This is a genomic window from Olsenella sp. CU969 (genome assembly GCF_905219715.1).
Lineage (GTDB): Bacteria > Actinomycetota > Coriobacteriia > Coriobacteriales > Atopobiaceae > Granulimonas > Granulimonas faecalis.
In genome coordinates, this window is sequence record NZ_CAJMXC010000048.1 from 1 (window position 1) to 14,373 (window position 14,373).

Here is a 14,373-nt window from a genome sequence, read left to right on the forward strand (position 1 = left end):
ATCCTCGCCTACCCGTCCCGCGGGGAGGCCGGCGTGGTCACCGTCGACGAGCGGCTGGGCTCGCCCGACGACGTGGATGTGGACATCGAGGCGGTCATCGCCCGTCACGACCTGCCGCGCTCGTTCCCGCCCTCCGTGGAGCGGGAGGCGTCCTACGTGAGGGCGGGCATCGAGGAGGCGCTGTCCGAGCCCGGGCGCCTGGACCTCCGCGACGTCCCGTGCGTCACGGTGGACCCCACAGGCGCCCGCGACTACGACGACGCCGTCTTCGCCCGCCGCACCGACCGTGGGTACGAGGTGTCGGTCTCCATCGCCGACGTCACCCACTATGTGGGGCCAGGCTCCTCGCTCGACTCCGAGGCGGCGTCGCGCACCTGCTCGGNGTACCTGGCNGACCGCGTGCTGCCGATGCTGCCCGAGGCGCTGTCCTGCGACGTCTGCTCCCTCGTGCCGGGTATGGACCGCCTGGCCATGAACGTCGCGGTGGAGCTCGACCGCGANGGCGCGGTGACCGGGTCGCCGCGCATAGCGCCGGCCGTCANCCGCTCGCGGGCCCGCTTGGAGTACGGGCAGGTGGACGCCCTCCTCGGCGGCGGGTCGGAGCCCCGGGACCTGCCCGTGGCCGAGGGCGACCCGTCCGTGGTGGCCGAGTCGCTCGCCGTGCTCGACGAGGTGGCCTACAAGCGCAGGGTGCTCCGGCACCGCCGGGGCGCCATCGACTTCGCCTCGAGGGAGTCGAAGGTGACCGTGGATGCCGACGGGCGCCCCGTGGATGTCATCGTGCGCCGCCCCACCNCGGCCNCGGAACTCGTGGAGGAGGCCATGCTCCTCGCCAACGAGGCCGTGGCGGCCGAGCTTGCCGGGCGTTCCGTGGCCACGGCCTTCCGCGTGCACGGGCAGCCCTCCCCGGAGGACCTCGCGCGCGTGGTGCCGGTGCTCAAGGAGTTCGACCTTGTGGACGCCGCCCAGGCGGCGGCCGTGGCCGCGGGCGACCCCTTCGCCATCGAGGGGGTGCTCGAGCGCGCGGCCGGCACCGTGGCCGAGACGCTCGCCTCCACGCTGCTGCTCCGGGCCATGAAGCGGGCCATCTACCTGCCACGCAACGACGGCCACTACGCCCTCGGTGCCAAGGCCTACTGCCACTTCACGAGCCCCATCCGCCGCTACCCCGACATCCTCGTGCACCGCGCCCTCAAGGCTCTCGCCCGCGGGCGCCTCTCCACGCGGGAGTGGCGCGCCGCCGAGCGCCTGCTGCCCCAGCGGTGCCGCGACTGCTCCGACGGCGAGCGCCGCGCCGCCGNGGNCGAGCACGAGTCGCAGGCCATCAAGATGGCCGAGTTCTACGCGGGGCGCATCGGCTCGGTGGAGGGTGGCGTCGTGAGCGGCTGCGAGCGTTTCGGCCTGTTCGTGACCCTGGACGGCACCGGCGCCGACGGCCTCGTGCCCGTGCGGCGCCTCGGCGACCAGTGGTTCTCCTACGACGACCGGCGCCTCACCCTCACGGGCGAGGAGGACGGAACCCGGNGGGGCCTCGGCGACCGGGTACGGGTGCGCGTGGAGGCCGTGGACGTGCCCCGGGGGCGCATCGACTTCACCCTGGCCGACGATGGCGGGGAGCCGTGCCACAATGGGTGCGGCCACAACGGAGAACGGGAGTCTTAGATGGACCTCAGCCAGATGACGGCCGACCTCGTGCAGGCCGAGANGCTGCTTGCGGCCGGNCAGNCCGAGCAGGCGGAGCCCATGCTCGCCGCCATGGCGGCCGACGCCGAGGAGTACGTCGACCGCAACTGCCACACCACCGACGAGGTGCAGTGGTTCAGCTTCCCCACGGTCTTCGACCGACTCGCCTACCGGCGCGTGGAGCGCGACCCGCGGCGCCTCGAGCAGGTGGGGGAGCCCCTGGACCGCCTCTACGGCGACCTCGCCTTCGCCCAGGTGAACCTCGGCGACTACGACCGCGCCGCCGAGGCGCTCAAGCAGGCCGTGCGCTGGAACCCCATGGGCTGCGGCTACCGCCTCGACCTTGCCGAGCTCTACCGCATCAAGGGNGACATCGACGAGTGGCTGGCCCTCACCTTCTCGGTGTTCGCCCGCGCCAGCGAGGCCCAGCACCTCGTGCGCGCCTACTGCAACTTCGCCCGGCACTTCGAGGAGACGGGGCGCCCCCGCACGGCGGCCGCCTGCCTCAAGAGCGCCCAGAACCTCTCTGAGGACGATGCCGCCCTTGGGAAGATGNTGGACGCCGCCCGCGGCACCGATGGCGACCNCGATGCCCTGACCCGCCGGGAGGCGGCCGAGCTGGTCGAGGCCGAGGGGCTGCCCGACGGCGCCAACGCCGAGATCGCCGTCTGCCTGCTCATGTGCGCCACCGACGCCGCGGACGCCGGCGACCGCAACCTCGCGGCGTCGCTCACCCTCCGTGCCCGCGACCTCGTGGGCGCCGAGGCCTGCGCGCTGCTCATCGACGTCATCCGCTCCACGGACGACGGGGAAGGGGGAAAGTGATGGCCTCTCCCGCCAAGGGCGGAAAGAAGAAGGGCCCCTCCATCAAGGTCCTTGCCAAGAACCGCACCGCCCGCCACGAGTACTTCATCGACGAGACGTTCGAGGCCGGCATCGTCCTCACCGGCAGCGAGGTCAAGAGCCTCCGCGAGCGCTCCGCCCAGATCACGGACGCCTTCGTGCTCGTCCGCGGAGGCGAGGCGTGGCTCCACGGCATGCACATCCAGCCCTACAGCCACACCGGCGCCTGGGGGCAGGACCCCGACCGCAAGCGCAAGCTCCTGCTGCATCGCCGCCAGATCGACTACCTGGCCGGCAAGCTCAAGGTCAAGGGCGTGGCCCTCGTGCCCCTCGAGCTCTACTTCGACGAGCACAACCGCGTGAAGCTCCGGATCGGCCTCGCGCGGGGTAAGAAGCTCTACGACAAGCGCGCCGACATGGCCAAGCGCGACTCCGACCGAGAGATCGCCCGGGCACTCAAGGAGCGCAACCGACGTATATGAGCGGCGGCGGGCCGGCGCTCGCACCCGCCCGGAAAGGGGGAGCCATGGTGGATCCCACCGTCATGTTCAAACACTCCTACGGCCTGTACATCGTCTCGTCCAAGGACGAGGAGGGCGCCGCCGCCTGCCTCGTCAACACCGTCACGCAGGTCACGGCCGAGCCCATCCAGGTCGTCGTCTCGGTGAANAAGGACAACGTCACCTGCGGCCGCATCGCCGCCAGCGGGCACTTCGCCGTGACCGTCCTCGACGAGTCGGCCGACATGCCCTTCATCGGGCGCTTCGGCTTCCGCAGCTCCGCCGACATCGACAAGTTCGAGGGGCTTTCCNGCGCCACCGACGAGTTTGGCGACGTCTACACCACCGACCACTGCTGCGGCATGTGCGCCTGTGCCGTGCGCCAGACCGTGGACGCGGGGACGCACCTCGTGTTCCTCGGCGAGGTCGTCGAGACGCGCGACCTGGGTGACGGTGCGCCCATGACCTACAGCTACTACCACACCACCCTCAAAGGCAAGACNCCGCCCAAGGCCGCCAGCTACGTGGCCGAGTAGGCCTGCCCGTTCCGGTTGTCGCGCCTACGGGGCGTGCCACGGGGTATCTAAAGACAAGGCCGGACCCGCCGGCACGTCGTCACGTCAAAAAAGGAGACATCATGGCTGATGAGAAGAAGACCTACACCTTCCGCTGCACCGTGTGCGGCTACGAGGTCACCATCGACGAGCCCGAGCTTCCCGAGGACTACGTCTGCCCTGTGTGCGGCGTGGGCCCCGAGCTCTTCGAGCTCGTCGAGGAGGACTAGCCCTGCCTGCGGGTCGGGCCNTGTGCTAGACTCGTTCTNCCTTCGGGGGCGACNGGTTTCGACTGGATGGTCCTGAGGTGGGAAGCAAGCNGTGGTCTCCTCGCCACGTTAAACAGGGGTACCGTCAAATTCAATTGACGACACTGAGTTCTCTGGGCAGTATGCCCTCGCTGCTTAGTCTTAACTAACCAGCGCGCCGAGCACGGGCTCGCTCCTGGTCCGTGCAAGGTGTCATCTTAGGGAGATGCACCTGCGGACGTGGNNGGTATGCCGCAGGCTAAGATGGAACCGACTGGAGCCGGGTGCGTGGGCCACCGTACCAGCCCGGCTCGAGACCCGATCGGTGGCTGAGCTTNGAGATGCCCGCCAGGGGGCCATGTAGGACCGGAGTTCGATTCTCCGCGCCTCCACCAATGGCAACGCGGCCCTGCGCCAGACCATGGCGCAGGGCCGCTTTCTTGTGCCGGCCGGGCGCCGGTCGCTCGGCTCGGGCTCAGCCGGTCTGGTCCGTCGCGCGGGCGGGCCGGTTGCGCTGTGACGTGAAGCAGAGCTCAAAGAAGCCGGGCACCTGTCGGGTCTCCGTGTACTCGATCATGATGCCGGTGCCGTCGTAGGCGTTGCAGCGCATGACGGCTATGGCGTTGAGACCCCCGAGGTCGAGGAGCGCCTCGTCGACGGCGTTGGTGCGCTCGACGGTCACCACGCGCTTGCTGGTGACGATCCGGATGCCCAGGTCCTCCTCCAGGTAGCGGTAGACCGACCGGTCGACGATGGCGGGGGTGAGCCCGGGCACGCTGGACGAGAGGTAGAAGCTCTCGTCGGTGCCCACGGCCACCCCGTCGGCGTAGCGCACGCGCAGGATGTGCGTGAGCCCGCTCGACCGGGAGAAGCCCGTGAGGCGTGCGAGCTCCTCGTCCGCGGTCACCTCCTCGAGCACGACGGTGCGCGTCTCGGGGACGAAGCCCCGGCGTGCGCCCAGCTCCTGGTAGGTCTCGAGGCCGCTGTCCTCGCGCTCCCGGGGGCTCTCGTGCAGCGGGTTGTAGATNACGCGCACGCCCTTGCCCTGCATGGGCTGCACGTACCCCTCGGCCGCCAGCTGGGACAGGGCCCGGCGCACCGAGCTCCGTGAGCAGTCGAACCGCTCCGTGAGCGCGTGCTCGGACGGTATGAACGACTGGTAGGGGAGGCGGCCGCTCACGACCTCGTCTTTGAGGGTGGAGTAGATCTGTCGGTAGATGGCCTTGGGCACGGTGGGTTCCTCGAAAGAAGGTCGGTCACTCTTAGCGTCCAGCATACTCTACCTGCGTCAAACTTATTCGTACAACGCTTGCCAGGAGAATACGACCGTTCACCTCGGTTCCCCTTAAGATGGCAACTTATACGAACAAGTCTGGTCACCATGAATGCGTACCTTGTACGAACAAGTAATGCCCCGTGGCGCCGCGGGGGCCGTGCGAGGCGGCGGCCCGAGGGCCGCCAGTAAAAGACATNGCACGACAGACAAGAAAGGGGGTGCCCGAGATGATGGAGAAGATCCAGAAGTTCGGTGGGGCCATGTTCACCCCGGTGCTGCTGTTCGCCTTCGCCGGCGTGGTCATCGGGTTGGGGATGCTGTTCACCACCGGGGTCATCTTCGGCCCCATGGCGGCGGAAGGCGCCATGGGGTACGGCGTCTGGAACGTCGTCCTGCAGGGCGGTTGGACCGTGTTCAACCAGTTGCCGCTCCTGTTCGCCGTGGCCCTGCCCATCGGCTTGGCCAAGAAGCACAACGCCCGGTGCTGCATGGAGGTGCTCGTCGGCTACCTCACGTTCNACTACTTCGTCGCCACCATGCTTTCCCAGTGGGGCGGCTTCTTCGGCGTCGACTACTCCCTCGAGACCGGCAACACGAGCGGCCTGGCCATGATCGCCAGCATCAAGACACTCGACATGGGCATGATCGGCGCCCTCGCCATCTCCGGCGTCATCATCTGAATCCACAACCGCTTCTTCGAGTTCGAGCTGCCCGAGTGGCTCGGCGTCTTCTCCGGGTCCACCTTCGTCCTCGCTCACATCCGCGTGGGCCTCTACGCCATGCGCGAGCTCGACGAGAAGATCCCCCTCAAGCACGGNGTGGTCGGCCAGGAGACCTGCGGTGCCGGCGGCATCGCCTACGGCATGCGCTCCATCGGCGGCGTCTTCGAGATCCTCGACTACATGGAGAGGTACAGCCCAGACGCCTGGATGCTCAACTACTCCAACCCCGCCGCCATCGTGGCCGAGGCCTGCCGCATGCTGCGCCCCAGCTCCCGCATCATNAACATCTGCGACATGCTCATCGACCTCATGGACAAGATGGCCCACATGTGCGGCATCGCCGACCGCCGCGAGCTGCAGTACAGCTATTACGGCCTCAACCACTTCGGCTGGTTCACCGAGATCTTCGACAGGGACGGCAACGACCTGATGCCCCAGATCAAGGAGCACATGGCCAAGAGCGGCTACATGGACGGCTTCGAGACCTCCGGCGACAAGGCCCAACACATCGACGAGTCCTGGGTGCACACGTTCGGCAAGGCCAAGGACGTCTACGCCGTCGACCCCGAGACCATCCCCAACACCTACCTCAAGTACTACCTGTTCCCCGCCTACGTGGTGGAGACCTCCGACCCCGAGTACACCCGCNCNAACGAGGTCATGGACGGCTGCGAGAAGAAGGTCTTCGGCGCCTGCCGCGAGATCATCGAGAAGGGGACGGCCGTCGGGTCCGACTTCGAGGCCGACGCCCACGCCACCGACATCGTCGACCTCGCCTGCGCCCTTGCCGAGAACACCCTCGAGTGCTTCCTGCTCATCGTCCCCAACGACGGCGCCATCTCGAACTTCGACCCCANCGCCATGGTGGGGGTGCCCTGCATCGTGGGTAGGAACGGCTNCGAGAAGATCTGCCAGGGTCAGATCCCGCAGTTCCAGAAGGGCATGATGGAGCAGCAGGTCTCCGTGGAGAAGCCCGTGGTCCAGGCCTGGGCCGAGGGCAGCTACCAGAAGCTCTGGCAGGCCCTCACCCCCTCGGCCACCATCCCCTCGGCCAAGGTGGCCAAGGACGTCCCGNACGACCTCATCGAGGCCAACAAGGATTNTGGCCCGAGCTCTCGTAAGTTTATATAGTTCATAATCGTTTGGGCCGGCGGGGCGTTGCTCGCCTCGCCGGCTCCCNTGGCCGCCGTCGGCCCCAGAAAGGAGCCTCGCCCATGGCCAAGAAAAACCGCGCCCAGGCCGCCAGCCGCGGGACGCGCCTCGACCCCGAGCGCCGCGAGTCTCGGGAGCAGGCCGAAGGCGTCGCGGCTCCCGTGACGCGCGGCGCGTCTGGTCGGGAGGGGCTCCCGTCGCATGTTCCTCGTCGTGGAAGCGCTGCTCGTTGTGAGCCCCTTTGCCGGGATGGCCGTCTCGGGCTCGCTCAACTTCGATGCGGCCGGCATCGCCAGCCTGCAGGACCTTTTCGCCTCAAGCCCCGCCTTTGCGGTGAGCTTTCTTGCCGCCTGCATCCAACCGCTCGTGGCCTACCTGCTCCATCTGGCCCACAAGCATTACGCCGACGGCGGCGGAGGCTACACGGCGGCCAACCTCGTGGGGCTGCTCTGCGCTGAGATGCTCATGCAGAACGTGGCGGGGCTGGCCGGCATCGTCTTGCTCCTGTGGCGTGTTTGGAGACCTACGGCCAAAGAGCGCGCCCGCTGGCGCAAGGAGCGTCCGTGGGGCGCCAAGGCGGCCGAGGTGTCGGGCGCCATCGTGGTGGTTGTGCTCGCGGCCCTGTGCGCCTTTGCGAGCTGGNNCNTCNACAACGGCTAGACAGTTTGAGGGCCGCCCTGCGTGGGAGGCTTGAGGAAGGAGAGGTTCATGGGACTGTTCGACCGCATGTTCAAGGGGNCCGGCAAGGCGCAGAAGGCGCCCGAGGGGCCCCGCGTCCTCTCGCCGGCCGACGGCGAGCTCGTGGCCATCGAGTCGGTGGCCGACCCGGTCTTCGCCGAGAAGACCATGGGCGACGGCGTGGCGATCGTGCCCGTGGGCGGCCCGCTCGCGGCGCCCGTGGACGGCACCCTCTCGGCGCTGTTCCCCACGGGGCACGCGTTCGGCGTGGAGGCCGGGGACCTCTCGGTCATGGTCCACGGCGGCATCGACACCGTGGACCTCGAGGGCGTGGGCTTTGAGGNCGCGGCCGCCCAGGGCGACGCCGTGACGGCCGGCCAGACCGTGGTGACCATGGACGCCGACGCCGTGCGCGCCGCCGGCTACGACCCCACCGTCATGGTGGTGGTCCTGGAGGCGCCGGCCGGCATGACCATGCGCAAGCGCGGGCCCGGCCCCGTGAAGGTTGGGGAGCCGGTGATCTGGTTCGAGTAGCGGGCGCGGTGGTCCAAGGGGCGTGGTTCGAGTTTGGACCGCGCCCCTTTTTTGGTGGATGTCAGCGGAGGTCCTTCTCCACCACGAGCTCGGCGAAGGCCCGGATGGAGNAGGACGGCTGGCCCTTGGCGGTGTCGACAAGGTTCCACAGACAGCTGGGAATCTCGTGCTCGGCAAGGTTCTTGGCGATGCAGGGAGCACAGCCCCGGTGGTGGTTTGACGGGTGATAAGGGCAGACCTGGTCGGTGCAGGTGCAGAAGGGGGAGAGCTGGTCCATAGGGGCTCCTCGGCAGGCTGNCGGCTGGGAAGTCCCTTCATTGTGCCATCCTGCGTCATTCTCCGGGGATAGGGCATGCCGCGGGGGCCTCTGGCATGGGTTTTGGGGCTTGTGCGGGGAGAAGCCCATGCCAGCTGGCCCTGCGGCATGGGTTTTAGTGGTGCCAAGCGGCGAGAACCCATGCCAAGGAGCGCTCTGGCACGGGCTTGCGTAGCACCGATAAGGAAAAACCCCTGCCAGAGGCTTCCCTGGCATGGGTCGAGGGGGCACAAAGCGGGTTTGCTCGCAGCTCCTAGCGACGTTCGCTCTTGGAGCGGGTCTTTCCGCCCAGATCACCGGGGCGGCGACCCTTCTTGCGGGCGGGTTTAGAGGGGCGCGGGCCGTTGTAGCTCTGCCAGCCTTGGCCGGATCCGCTCTCGCGCTGAGATGATCCGCTGCGCTTGCGAGAGCCGGGGCGCCCGTTGCCGCGGCTGCTGTCGCCGCGGCCCTGGCTGCCACGGCCCTTGGTCGAAGCTCCCTGGCGCTTGGCGTTGNTGCTGCGGTTGCCCCTCTCGCCAGGGGCCGTAGGGCTCTTGGCCGTGGCGTCTTTGGTCTTCTTGCCGGTTTCGCGCTCGCCGGTCTTTGCCTTGGGCTTGCCGTGGGAGGGCCGGGGGCCCTTGTCGCGCTTGGCCTGGCGCGCCACGGCCTTTGCGGCGGCGGCCTTCGTGCGGCTCTTGCGGTGCTTGCCGGAGGCGGGCAGGTTCCTCACCTTGGCCGGCACGCGGTCGGGGTCCAGCTCGGGCGGCGTGGTGCCCAGGTCCAGGCCCTTGGTGCGCTCGAAGGCGGGCACGGTGNGGCCCATGAGGGCCTCGGTGGCCAGCATGTCGTCCACGTCGTCGGGCGTCACGAAGGTGAGGGNCCAGCCAAACTCCCCGGCGCGGCCGGTGCGGCCGATGCGGTGGACGTAGTCCTCGGGGTCGCCGGGCACGTCGAAGTTCACCACATAGTCCACGTCGGGCACGTCGATGCCGCGGGCCAGCACGTCGGTGGCCACGAGCACCTCGATGGAACCCTTGCGGAAGTCGCGGAGCGCCCGCTCGCGCTGGTTCTGGTTGCGGTCGCCGTGGATGGGCGCCGCGGCGATGCCGGCCTTGCGCAGGCGTCGGCAGGCGGCGTCGGCGCGGTGCTTGGTGCGGCAGAACACGATGACGCGGCTGTGGCCCTCGCGCTCGAGCACCTTGGCCAGGAGCTTGTTCTTGACCTCGGGTGACACCGGCAGCAGAAACTGGTCGATGGTCTGGGCCGCCGTGCCGCGCCGTGCGATCTCGATGACGGCGGGGTCGTGGACGAGGTCGGTGATCNCGCCCACGGCGGCCTCGTCGAGGGTGGCCGAGAAGAGCAGCGTCTGGCGGCGGTTCCTGCAGGCGGCCACGATCTTGCGCACGGTGGGCAGGAAGCCCATGTCGAGCATGCGGTCGGCCTCGTCGATGACGAGGGTGGTCACCTCGGACAGGTCGCAGTCGCCCGTGCCCATGAGGTCCATGAGGCGCCCCGGGGTGGCCACGAGCACGTCGCAGCCGCGGGCGAGTTTGCCCCGCTGCGGCCCGTAGGAGACGCCGCCCACCACGGTGACGGAGCGGTGGCCGGTCTTCTTGCAGATCGTCTGGCACACGTCCTCGATCTGGATCGCCAGCTCGCGGGTGGGGGTGACGATGAGGCAGAGCGGCCCCTTGGCCTTGCCGTGGTGCGGGAGGTCGTTGAGCACGGGCAGCAGGAAGGCCGCGGTCTTGCCGGTGCCGGTCTGGGCGGCGGCGAGCACGTCCTTCCCGGCGAGCACGGCGGGGATGGCCTGTTCCTGCACGGGGGAGGGGCTCTCGTAGCCCAGGGACTTCACGGCGGCAAGGACCTTGGTGCCGAGGCCGAGCTCGGCGAAGGTGCTGGATTGGGTTTCAGACAAAAGGGTTCCTTACAGGTCGATTCACAAGGCCCGCCCATGGCGGGGGAGCGGCCCCTGGACGATGGGCGGCGTGGGCCCGGACCGACAACTCGAACACTCTACACGCCCTCGCCGCCGTCACGCGGTCATCGCAGGCAAAATCCACGGGACCGCCGCCGGTGCCAGCGCCTGAAAGCGACCGAGGGCACCCTCAGGCGCTTTCAGGCGCAGTGCCCGTCGCGGTGCCCGCCTACGCCCCNTCGACGGCNNNGTTGCCGCCGGCCTCGGCGGTCTGCTCGCGCAGCTTTCCCACCACGAGGGCCACGAGGAAGAGCGCGACGGCAAAGAGCAGCACCANGGCGAGGTCGACCGCGATGGCCTCGAGGGCGGCGTCGGTGCCGGCCGACCCGGCGACGTCGCGGGCCCGGGCGAGGGCGTCGGTGTACCACCAGCCGGGTGTGAAGCGCGCCACGGCCTGGACCTCGGGGCCCAGGAGGCTGAGCGAGATCCACGCGCCGCCCAGGAACGACATCGCCATGCCGAGGAGGTTGCCGATGGCGTTGGCGCCGCCGAGCCCGCAGCCGAACTGTCCCGCGAGAAACGACACGGCCAGCGGGACCAGGCAGAAGACCAGCGAGGCGCCCAGGGTGGCGGCGAGGCCCGCGGGCCCCATGGCCGCGGCGTCGGCCCCGAAGAACGCCAGGCCCACCGCGGTGGCGACGCCCCAGCACGCCAGCGTGACCGCCAGGGCCGCGCCCGCCACCTGGAGGGTGTAGGAGGCGTAGGTCTCGGGCGACGCGAGGTCGCGGCGGCGCACGNCGGTGCGGTTGAACGTCGAGAAGAGCACAGCGGTGCACGCGACGACCGACGCGACGGTGGTGTAGATGGACCACTGCAGGTAGAACGTGAAGGCGTTGACGCCCCCGTCGGCACCCTCGGCCCGCTCGGAGGGGAGCACCGCCACGGACACGGTCTCGGCTGCGGCCCTGGCGGCCTCCTCGGAGACGGCCGCGCCGCCTGCCCCGGGGTCGGCGGCCGCGGCCACGGCCGCCGCGGAGAGCCACCGATCGGCGGTGGCGGAGGCCAGGGCGCCGCCGGCCCCCACGAATCCGTAGGCGGCCTCCACGGACGGCGTCTCCCGGCCCGCCCGGGCGGCGGCGAGGAAGTCGTCGCCGAAGCCCGGGGGGACGATGAACAGGCAGTCCACCTGCCCCTGGGCCACGGCCTCCTCCATGGCGAGCCGGTTGTCGGCCACGTCCTCGCGGGTGNCTAGGCCGGCCAGGCCCTCGACGAGGCCGCGGGACAGCTCGCTGCCGTCGCGGTCCACGACGGCCCAGTCCACCTGGGGCCGGGCCACGGCCGCGGCGGTGNCCGCGGGCTGCGGNGATGCGACCGCCAGGGCCATGGCCACACCCATGAACGACAGTCCCACGGCGTAGNTGNGNAAGAACANCGGCTTCCTGACGGCCATGGTCAGTGCGTACCTAAAGACTCTCACGGCNCAGCCTCCTTAGGCGGACGACGGCAACGGCGCAGCACACGACCCCGAATGCGGCCACGAGGCCCAGGTGGAACCAGTAGGGGGCGAGGCTGTCGTAGTAGACGAGGGAGGAGAGCGAGTCCATGACCTGGCGCACGGGGTTCACCCAGGCGGACGCCGGGACCTCGCGGGCCAGGGAGTTGGCCNTCTCCATGACGGGCTCGCCGTAGAGGCCGGNNAACAGGGCGCCCACGCACGTGACGGCCGTGAGGATACCGTCCTTGACGCCGGCGTCCCGTGGCCCCGTCACCGCCACGAGGCCGCCGAGCCCCGTGGCCATGAGCGAGGCCAGGGCGAGGGCCAGTACCACNNGGGGAAGCCGCGCCCCGAAGTCGNTGGAGGCGGCGACGCAGNTGTAGGCGAGGCACACCGCCAGGCCCGCGAACGAGGTGGCCCAGGAGGCCGAGAGCCAGCAGAGGAGNTGNCGGGACCGGGGCCTGCCTCCCACGGTGATGCGCGAGGCGCACCCCGTGGCGCCGGGGACGAGGGTCAGCGCCGCCATGAGGCCGNTCTGGGCGCTCANGAGCGCGGCGAAGCCGAGGAGGGCGAAGTAGAAGGCGGTGGTCTCCTTGGGCGCGGTCTCGGTGAGCGAGACCTTGTCCACGTGGCCGCCGCCCGAGAGCGCGGCCGCGACGGCCTCCGANGCGANGGCCGCCGGGTCCCTCTCGGCCACGGCCCTCGCGGCGGCCATACGGGCGGCCCAACCGTCGAAGACCGAGACCACCACGGACTGCTCGAGCTCCACGGTGGAGTCGGAGGTGGGCGCGAGGTCCACGGAGACGTCGGCGCCGTCGAGCGACACCACGGCTATGGGCGCCCTCCCGTCGCCCGCGCCCCCCATGGCGGAGCTGGCCTCCTCCGCGGCGCGGTGGGCGTCCTGCTCGGAGCCGTACCAGGAGACCGAGAAGGCCGCCGGGGCGCCGTCGCCCGCGGAGAGGGCGTCCACGAAGTCCCGGAACGCCTCGCCCTCGGGGCCGTTCGCGGGGCGCACGGCCGCCACGGGGAGCTCCTCCAGGACGGTGAGCCGCTCCAGGGGCTGGAACATGAAGACGAAGATCGTGGCGAGACCTAGCGGGAGGCCCAGGCACCAGACGAGGAAGCTCCTGTCGCGCACCAGGGTGANCAGGGCGAGCCANCAGTTCNTGAGCATGGNGACCCCCTAATCCCTGAGCTTGCGGCCGGTGAGCTCGAGGAACACGTCGTTCAGCGTGGGTGGCTCGCTCCATACGCGGCCCGGCGTGCNGTGGCAGTCGCGCACGGCGCCGAGGACGTCGAGGAGGTTGTGGGGCCCGTTGGCGCAGCGCACCTGCAGGGTGCCGTCGCCATAGGAGGCCTCGCGGCACCCGGGCAGCGCCTCGATGCGTTCCAGGAGCCCCGCAGGCAGGTTCGCGAGCTCGACGGAGACGGTCTCGTCGATCTTGACCTGGGCCTTGAGCTCGTCCACGGTGCCCTGGGCGATGATGCGCCCGTGGTCGAGGGTCGCCACGCGGCTGCAGAGCTCCTCGACCTCCTCCATGTAGTGGGAGGTGTAGACCACGGTGGTGCCCGCCTCGTTCATGGAGCGGATGCCCGAGAGGATCTGGGCGCGGCTCTGGGCGTCCACGGCCACGGTAGGCTCGTCAAAGAACGCGAGGTCGGGCCGATGGGCGATGCCGCAGGCGATGTTGAGGCGCCGCAGCAGGCCGCCCGACAGCTTGCGGGGGCGCCACGAGGCGAACTCCCCGAGGCCGCAGAAGTTCACGGCGGTGTCCACGCGGCGGGCGCGCTCGGCGCGGTCCGTCACGTAGAGGCCGCAGAAGAAGTCGATGTTCTCGCGTACCGTGAGCTCGTCGAAGACGGCGATGTTCTGGGGCACCACGCCCACGCGGCGCTTGAGGCCGTAGCTCGTGGGGGTCATGGGCTCGCCGAAGAGCTCGATCCGCCCCTTGTCGTAGNTGAGCAGCTGCAGGATGCAGTCGATGGTAGTGGTCTTGCCGCTGCCGTTGGGGCCGAGGAGCCCGAAGACCTCCCCCGGCCGGATGGAGAGCGAGAGGTGGTCGACGGCCACGAAGGAGCCGTAGCGCTTCACGAGGTTCTCCACCGACACGGCGGGCGTCGGCGGCGAGGTTGTGTCCATGATGGGTCCTCCCGGTGGGTCTGGGTGCCAAAACGTGGCCACAGCATGGCCCGACGGCCGCCAGAAGCGGAAGTGACTTCTGTCACGGGCTTTGTCTTCGCAGCTAGATAGGGGTGCTGGCTCAGGGGGCGATGACGGGTCCGCGATAGTAGAGCGAGACGAGCTGGGCCCGGTTGCGGAGCTCCTTCTTGCGCAGTATCGCGCTCACATGGTTGCGCACCGTGCCCTCGGAGAGGTACAGGCGGCCGGCGACCTCCCGGTTGTCGAGGCCCTCGGCCACGAGCGCCAGGACCGACCGCTCGCGGTCCGTGAGGCCTTCGAGCGCGGCCTCGGCG

Annotated in this window: 13 protein-coding genes, 1 other RNA gene and 1 pseudogene; 8 read left to right on the forward strand and 7 right to left on the reverse strand. The window is 69.8% G+C overall.

Annotated features, from left to right (window positions below; all coding sequences use genetic code 11):
• The 6 genes from JX283_RS05805 to ssrA form a co-directional block, all read left to right on the forward strand.
• Positions 1 to 1,662: ribonuclease R family protein (locus tag JX283_RS05805; RefSeq protein WP_204829738.1), on the forward strand; the 1,662-nt coding region annotated here is incomplete at its 5' end.
• On the forward strand, positions 1,663 to 2,508 hold the full coding sequence (locus JX283_RS05810) for a hypothetical protein (RefSeq protein WP_204829739.1): 846 nt from the start codon (positions 1,663 to 1,665) through the stop codon (positions 2,506 to 2,508). It begins immediately after the preceding gene.
• A complete protein-coding gene (gene smpB, locus JX283_RS05815) occupies positions 2,508 to 3,008 on the forward strand; it encodes an SsrA-binding protein SmpB (protein WP_135978898.1) in 501 nt (166 codons plus the stop codon). Before JX283_RS05810 ends, smpB begins: the two co-directional genes overlap by 1 nt.
• Positions 3,009 to 3,052: 44 nt before the next feature.
• A complete protein-coding gene (locus JX283_RS05820) occupies positions 3,053 to 3,562 on the forward strand; it encodes a flavin reductase family protein (RefSeq protein ID WP_239652493.1) in 510 nt (169 codons plus the stop codon).
• Positions 3,563 to 3,663: 101 nt separating this feature from the next.
• Positions 3,664 to 3,810, forward strand: coding sequence for a rubredoxin-like domain-containing protein (locus JX283_RS05825; RefSeq protein ID WP_135978899.1), 147 nt, complete (start codon positions 3,664 to 3,666; stop codon positions 3,808 to 3,810).
• A gap of 44 nt (positions 3,811 to 3,854) precedes the next feature.
• Positions 3,855 to 4,223, forward strand: a transfer-messenger RNA (tmRNA) gene (ssrA, locus tag JX283_RS05830).
• Positions 4,224 to 4,303: 80 nt separating this feature from the next.
• Here the strand turns inward: ssrA and JX283_RS05835 are convergent.
• On the reverse strand, positions 4,304 to 5,059 hold the full coding sequence (locus tag JX283_RS05835) for a GntR family transcriptional regulator (RefSeq protein WP_204406781.1): 756 nt from the start codon (positions 5,057 to 5,059) through the stop codon (positions 4,304 to 4,306).
• Positions 5,060 to 5,331: 272 nt separating this feature from the next.
• Here JX283_RS05835 and JX283_RS05845 point away from each other — a divergent pair.
• Together JX283_RS05845 and JX283_RS05850 are read left to right on the forward strand one after the other, a co-directional pair.
• Positions 5,332 to 6,947 (forward strand): annotated as a pseudogene (locus tag JX283_RS05845) (PTS transporter subunit EIIC).
• 739 nt (positions 6,948 to 7,686) lie between these two features.
• On the forward strand, positions 7,687 to 8,190 hold the full coding sequence (locus tag JX283_RS05850; RefSeq protein ID WP_204829740.1) for a PTS glucose transporter subunit IIA: 504 nt from the start codon (positions 7,687 to 7,689) through the stop codon (positions 8,188 to 8,190).
• Between the two features lie 61 nt (positions 8,191 to 8,251).
• Here JX283_RS05850 and JX283_RS08495 read toward each other — a convergent pair whose 3' ends face one another.
• From JX283_RS08495 to JX283_RS05875, 6 genes are all read right to left on the reverse strand, one after another.
• The gene (locus JX283_RS08495) at positions 8,252 to 8,467 is read right to left on the reverse strand and encodes a DUF6485 family protein (protein WP_239652495.1); all 216 of its coding nucleotides are present in this window, start codon (positions 8,465 to 8,467) and stop codon (positions 8,252 to 8,254) included.
• A gap of 292 nt (positions 8,468 to 8,759) precedes the next feature.
• The gene (locus JX283_RS05855; protein ID WP_204829741.1) at positions 8,760 to 10,403 is read right to left on the reverse strand and encodes a DEAD/DEAH box helicase; all 1,644 of its coding nucleotides are present in this window, start codon (positions 10,401 to 10,403) and stop codon (positions 8,760 to 8,762) included.
• Between the two features lie 229 nt (positions 10,404 to 10,632).
• On the reverse strand, positions 10,633 to 11,853 hold the full coding sequence (locus JX283_RS05860; protein ID WP_204829742.1) for an ABC transporter permease: 1,221 nt from the start codon (positions 11,851 to 11,853) through the stop codon (positions 10,633 to 10,635).
• Positions 11,854 to 11,866: 13 nt separating this feature from the next.
• Entirely contained in the window at positions 11,867 to 13,072 is a 1,206-nt protein-coding gene (locus tag JX283_RS05865) for an ABC transporter permease (RefSeq protein ID WP_204829743.1), read from the reverse strand.
• Positions 13,073 to 13,081: 9 nt separating this feature from the next.
• Complete coding sequence (locus tag JX283_RS05870) at positions 13,082 to 14,038, reverse strand: ABC transporter ATP-binding protein (protein ID WP_204829744.1); 957 nt, start codon at positions 14,036 to 14,038, stop codon at positions 13,082 to 13,084.
• Positions 14,039 to 14,159: 121 nt separating this feature from the next.
• Positions 14,160 to 14,373, reverse strand: a 214-nt coding sequence (locus JX283_RS05875) for a response regulator transcription factor (RefSeq protein ID WP_204829745.1), incomplete at its 5' end; no start/stop codon positions are given.

Excerpts from the sequence above, each read along its gene's own strand:
- smpB (WP_135978898.1), top strand. The coding sequence starts at position 2,508 with ATGGCCTCTCCCGCCAAGGGCGGAAAGAAGAAGGGCCCCTCCATCAAG.
- JX283_RS05825 (WP_135978899.1), top strand. The coding sequence starts at position 3,664 with ATGGCTGATGAGAAGAAGACCTACACCTTCCGCTGCACCGTGTGCGGC.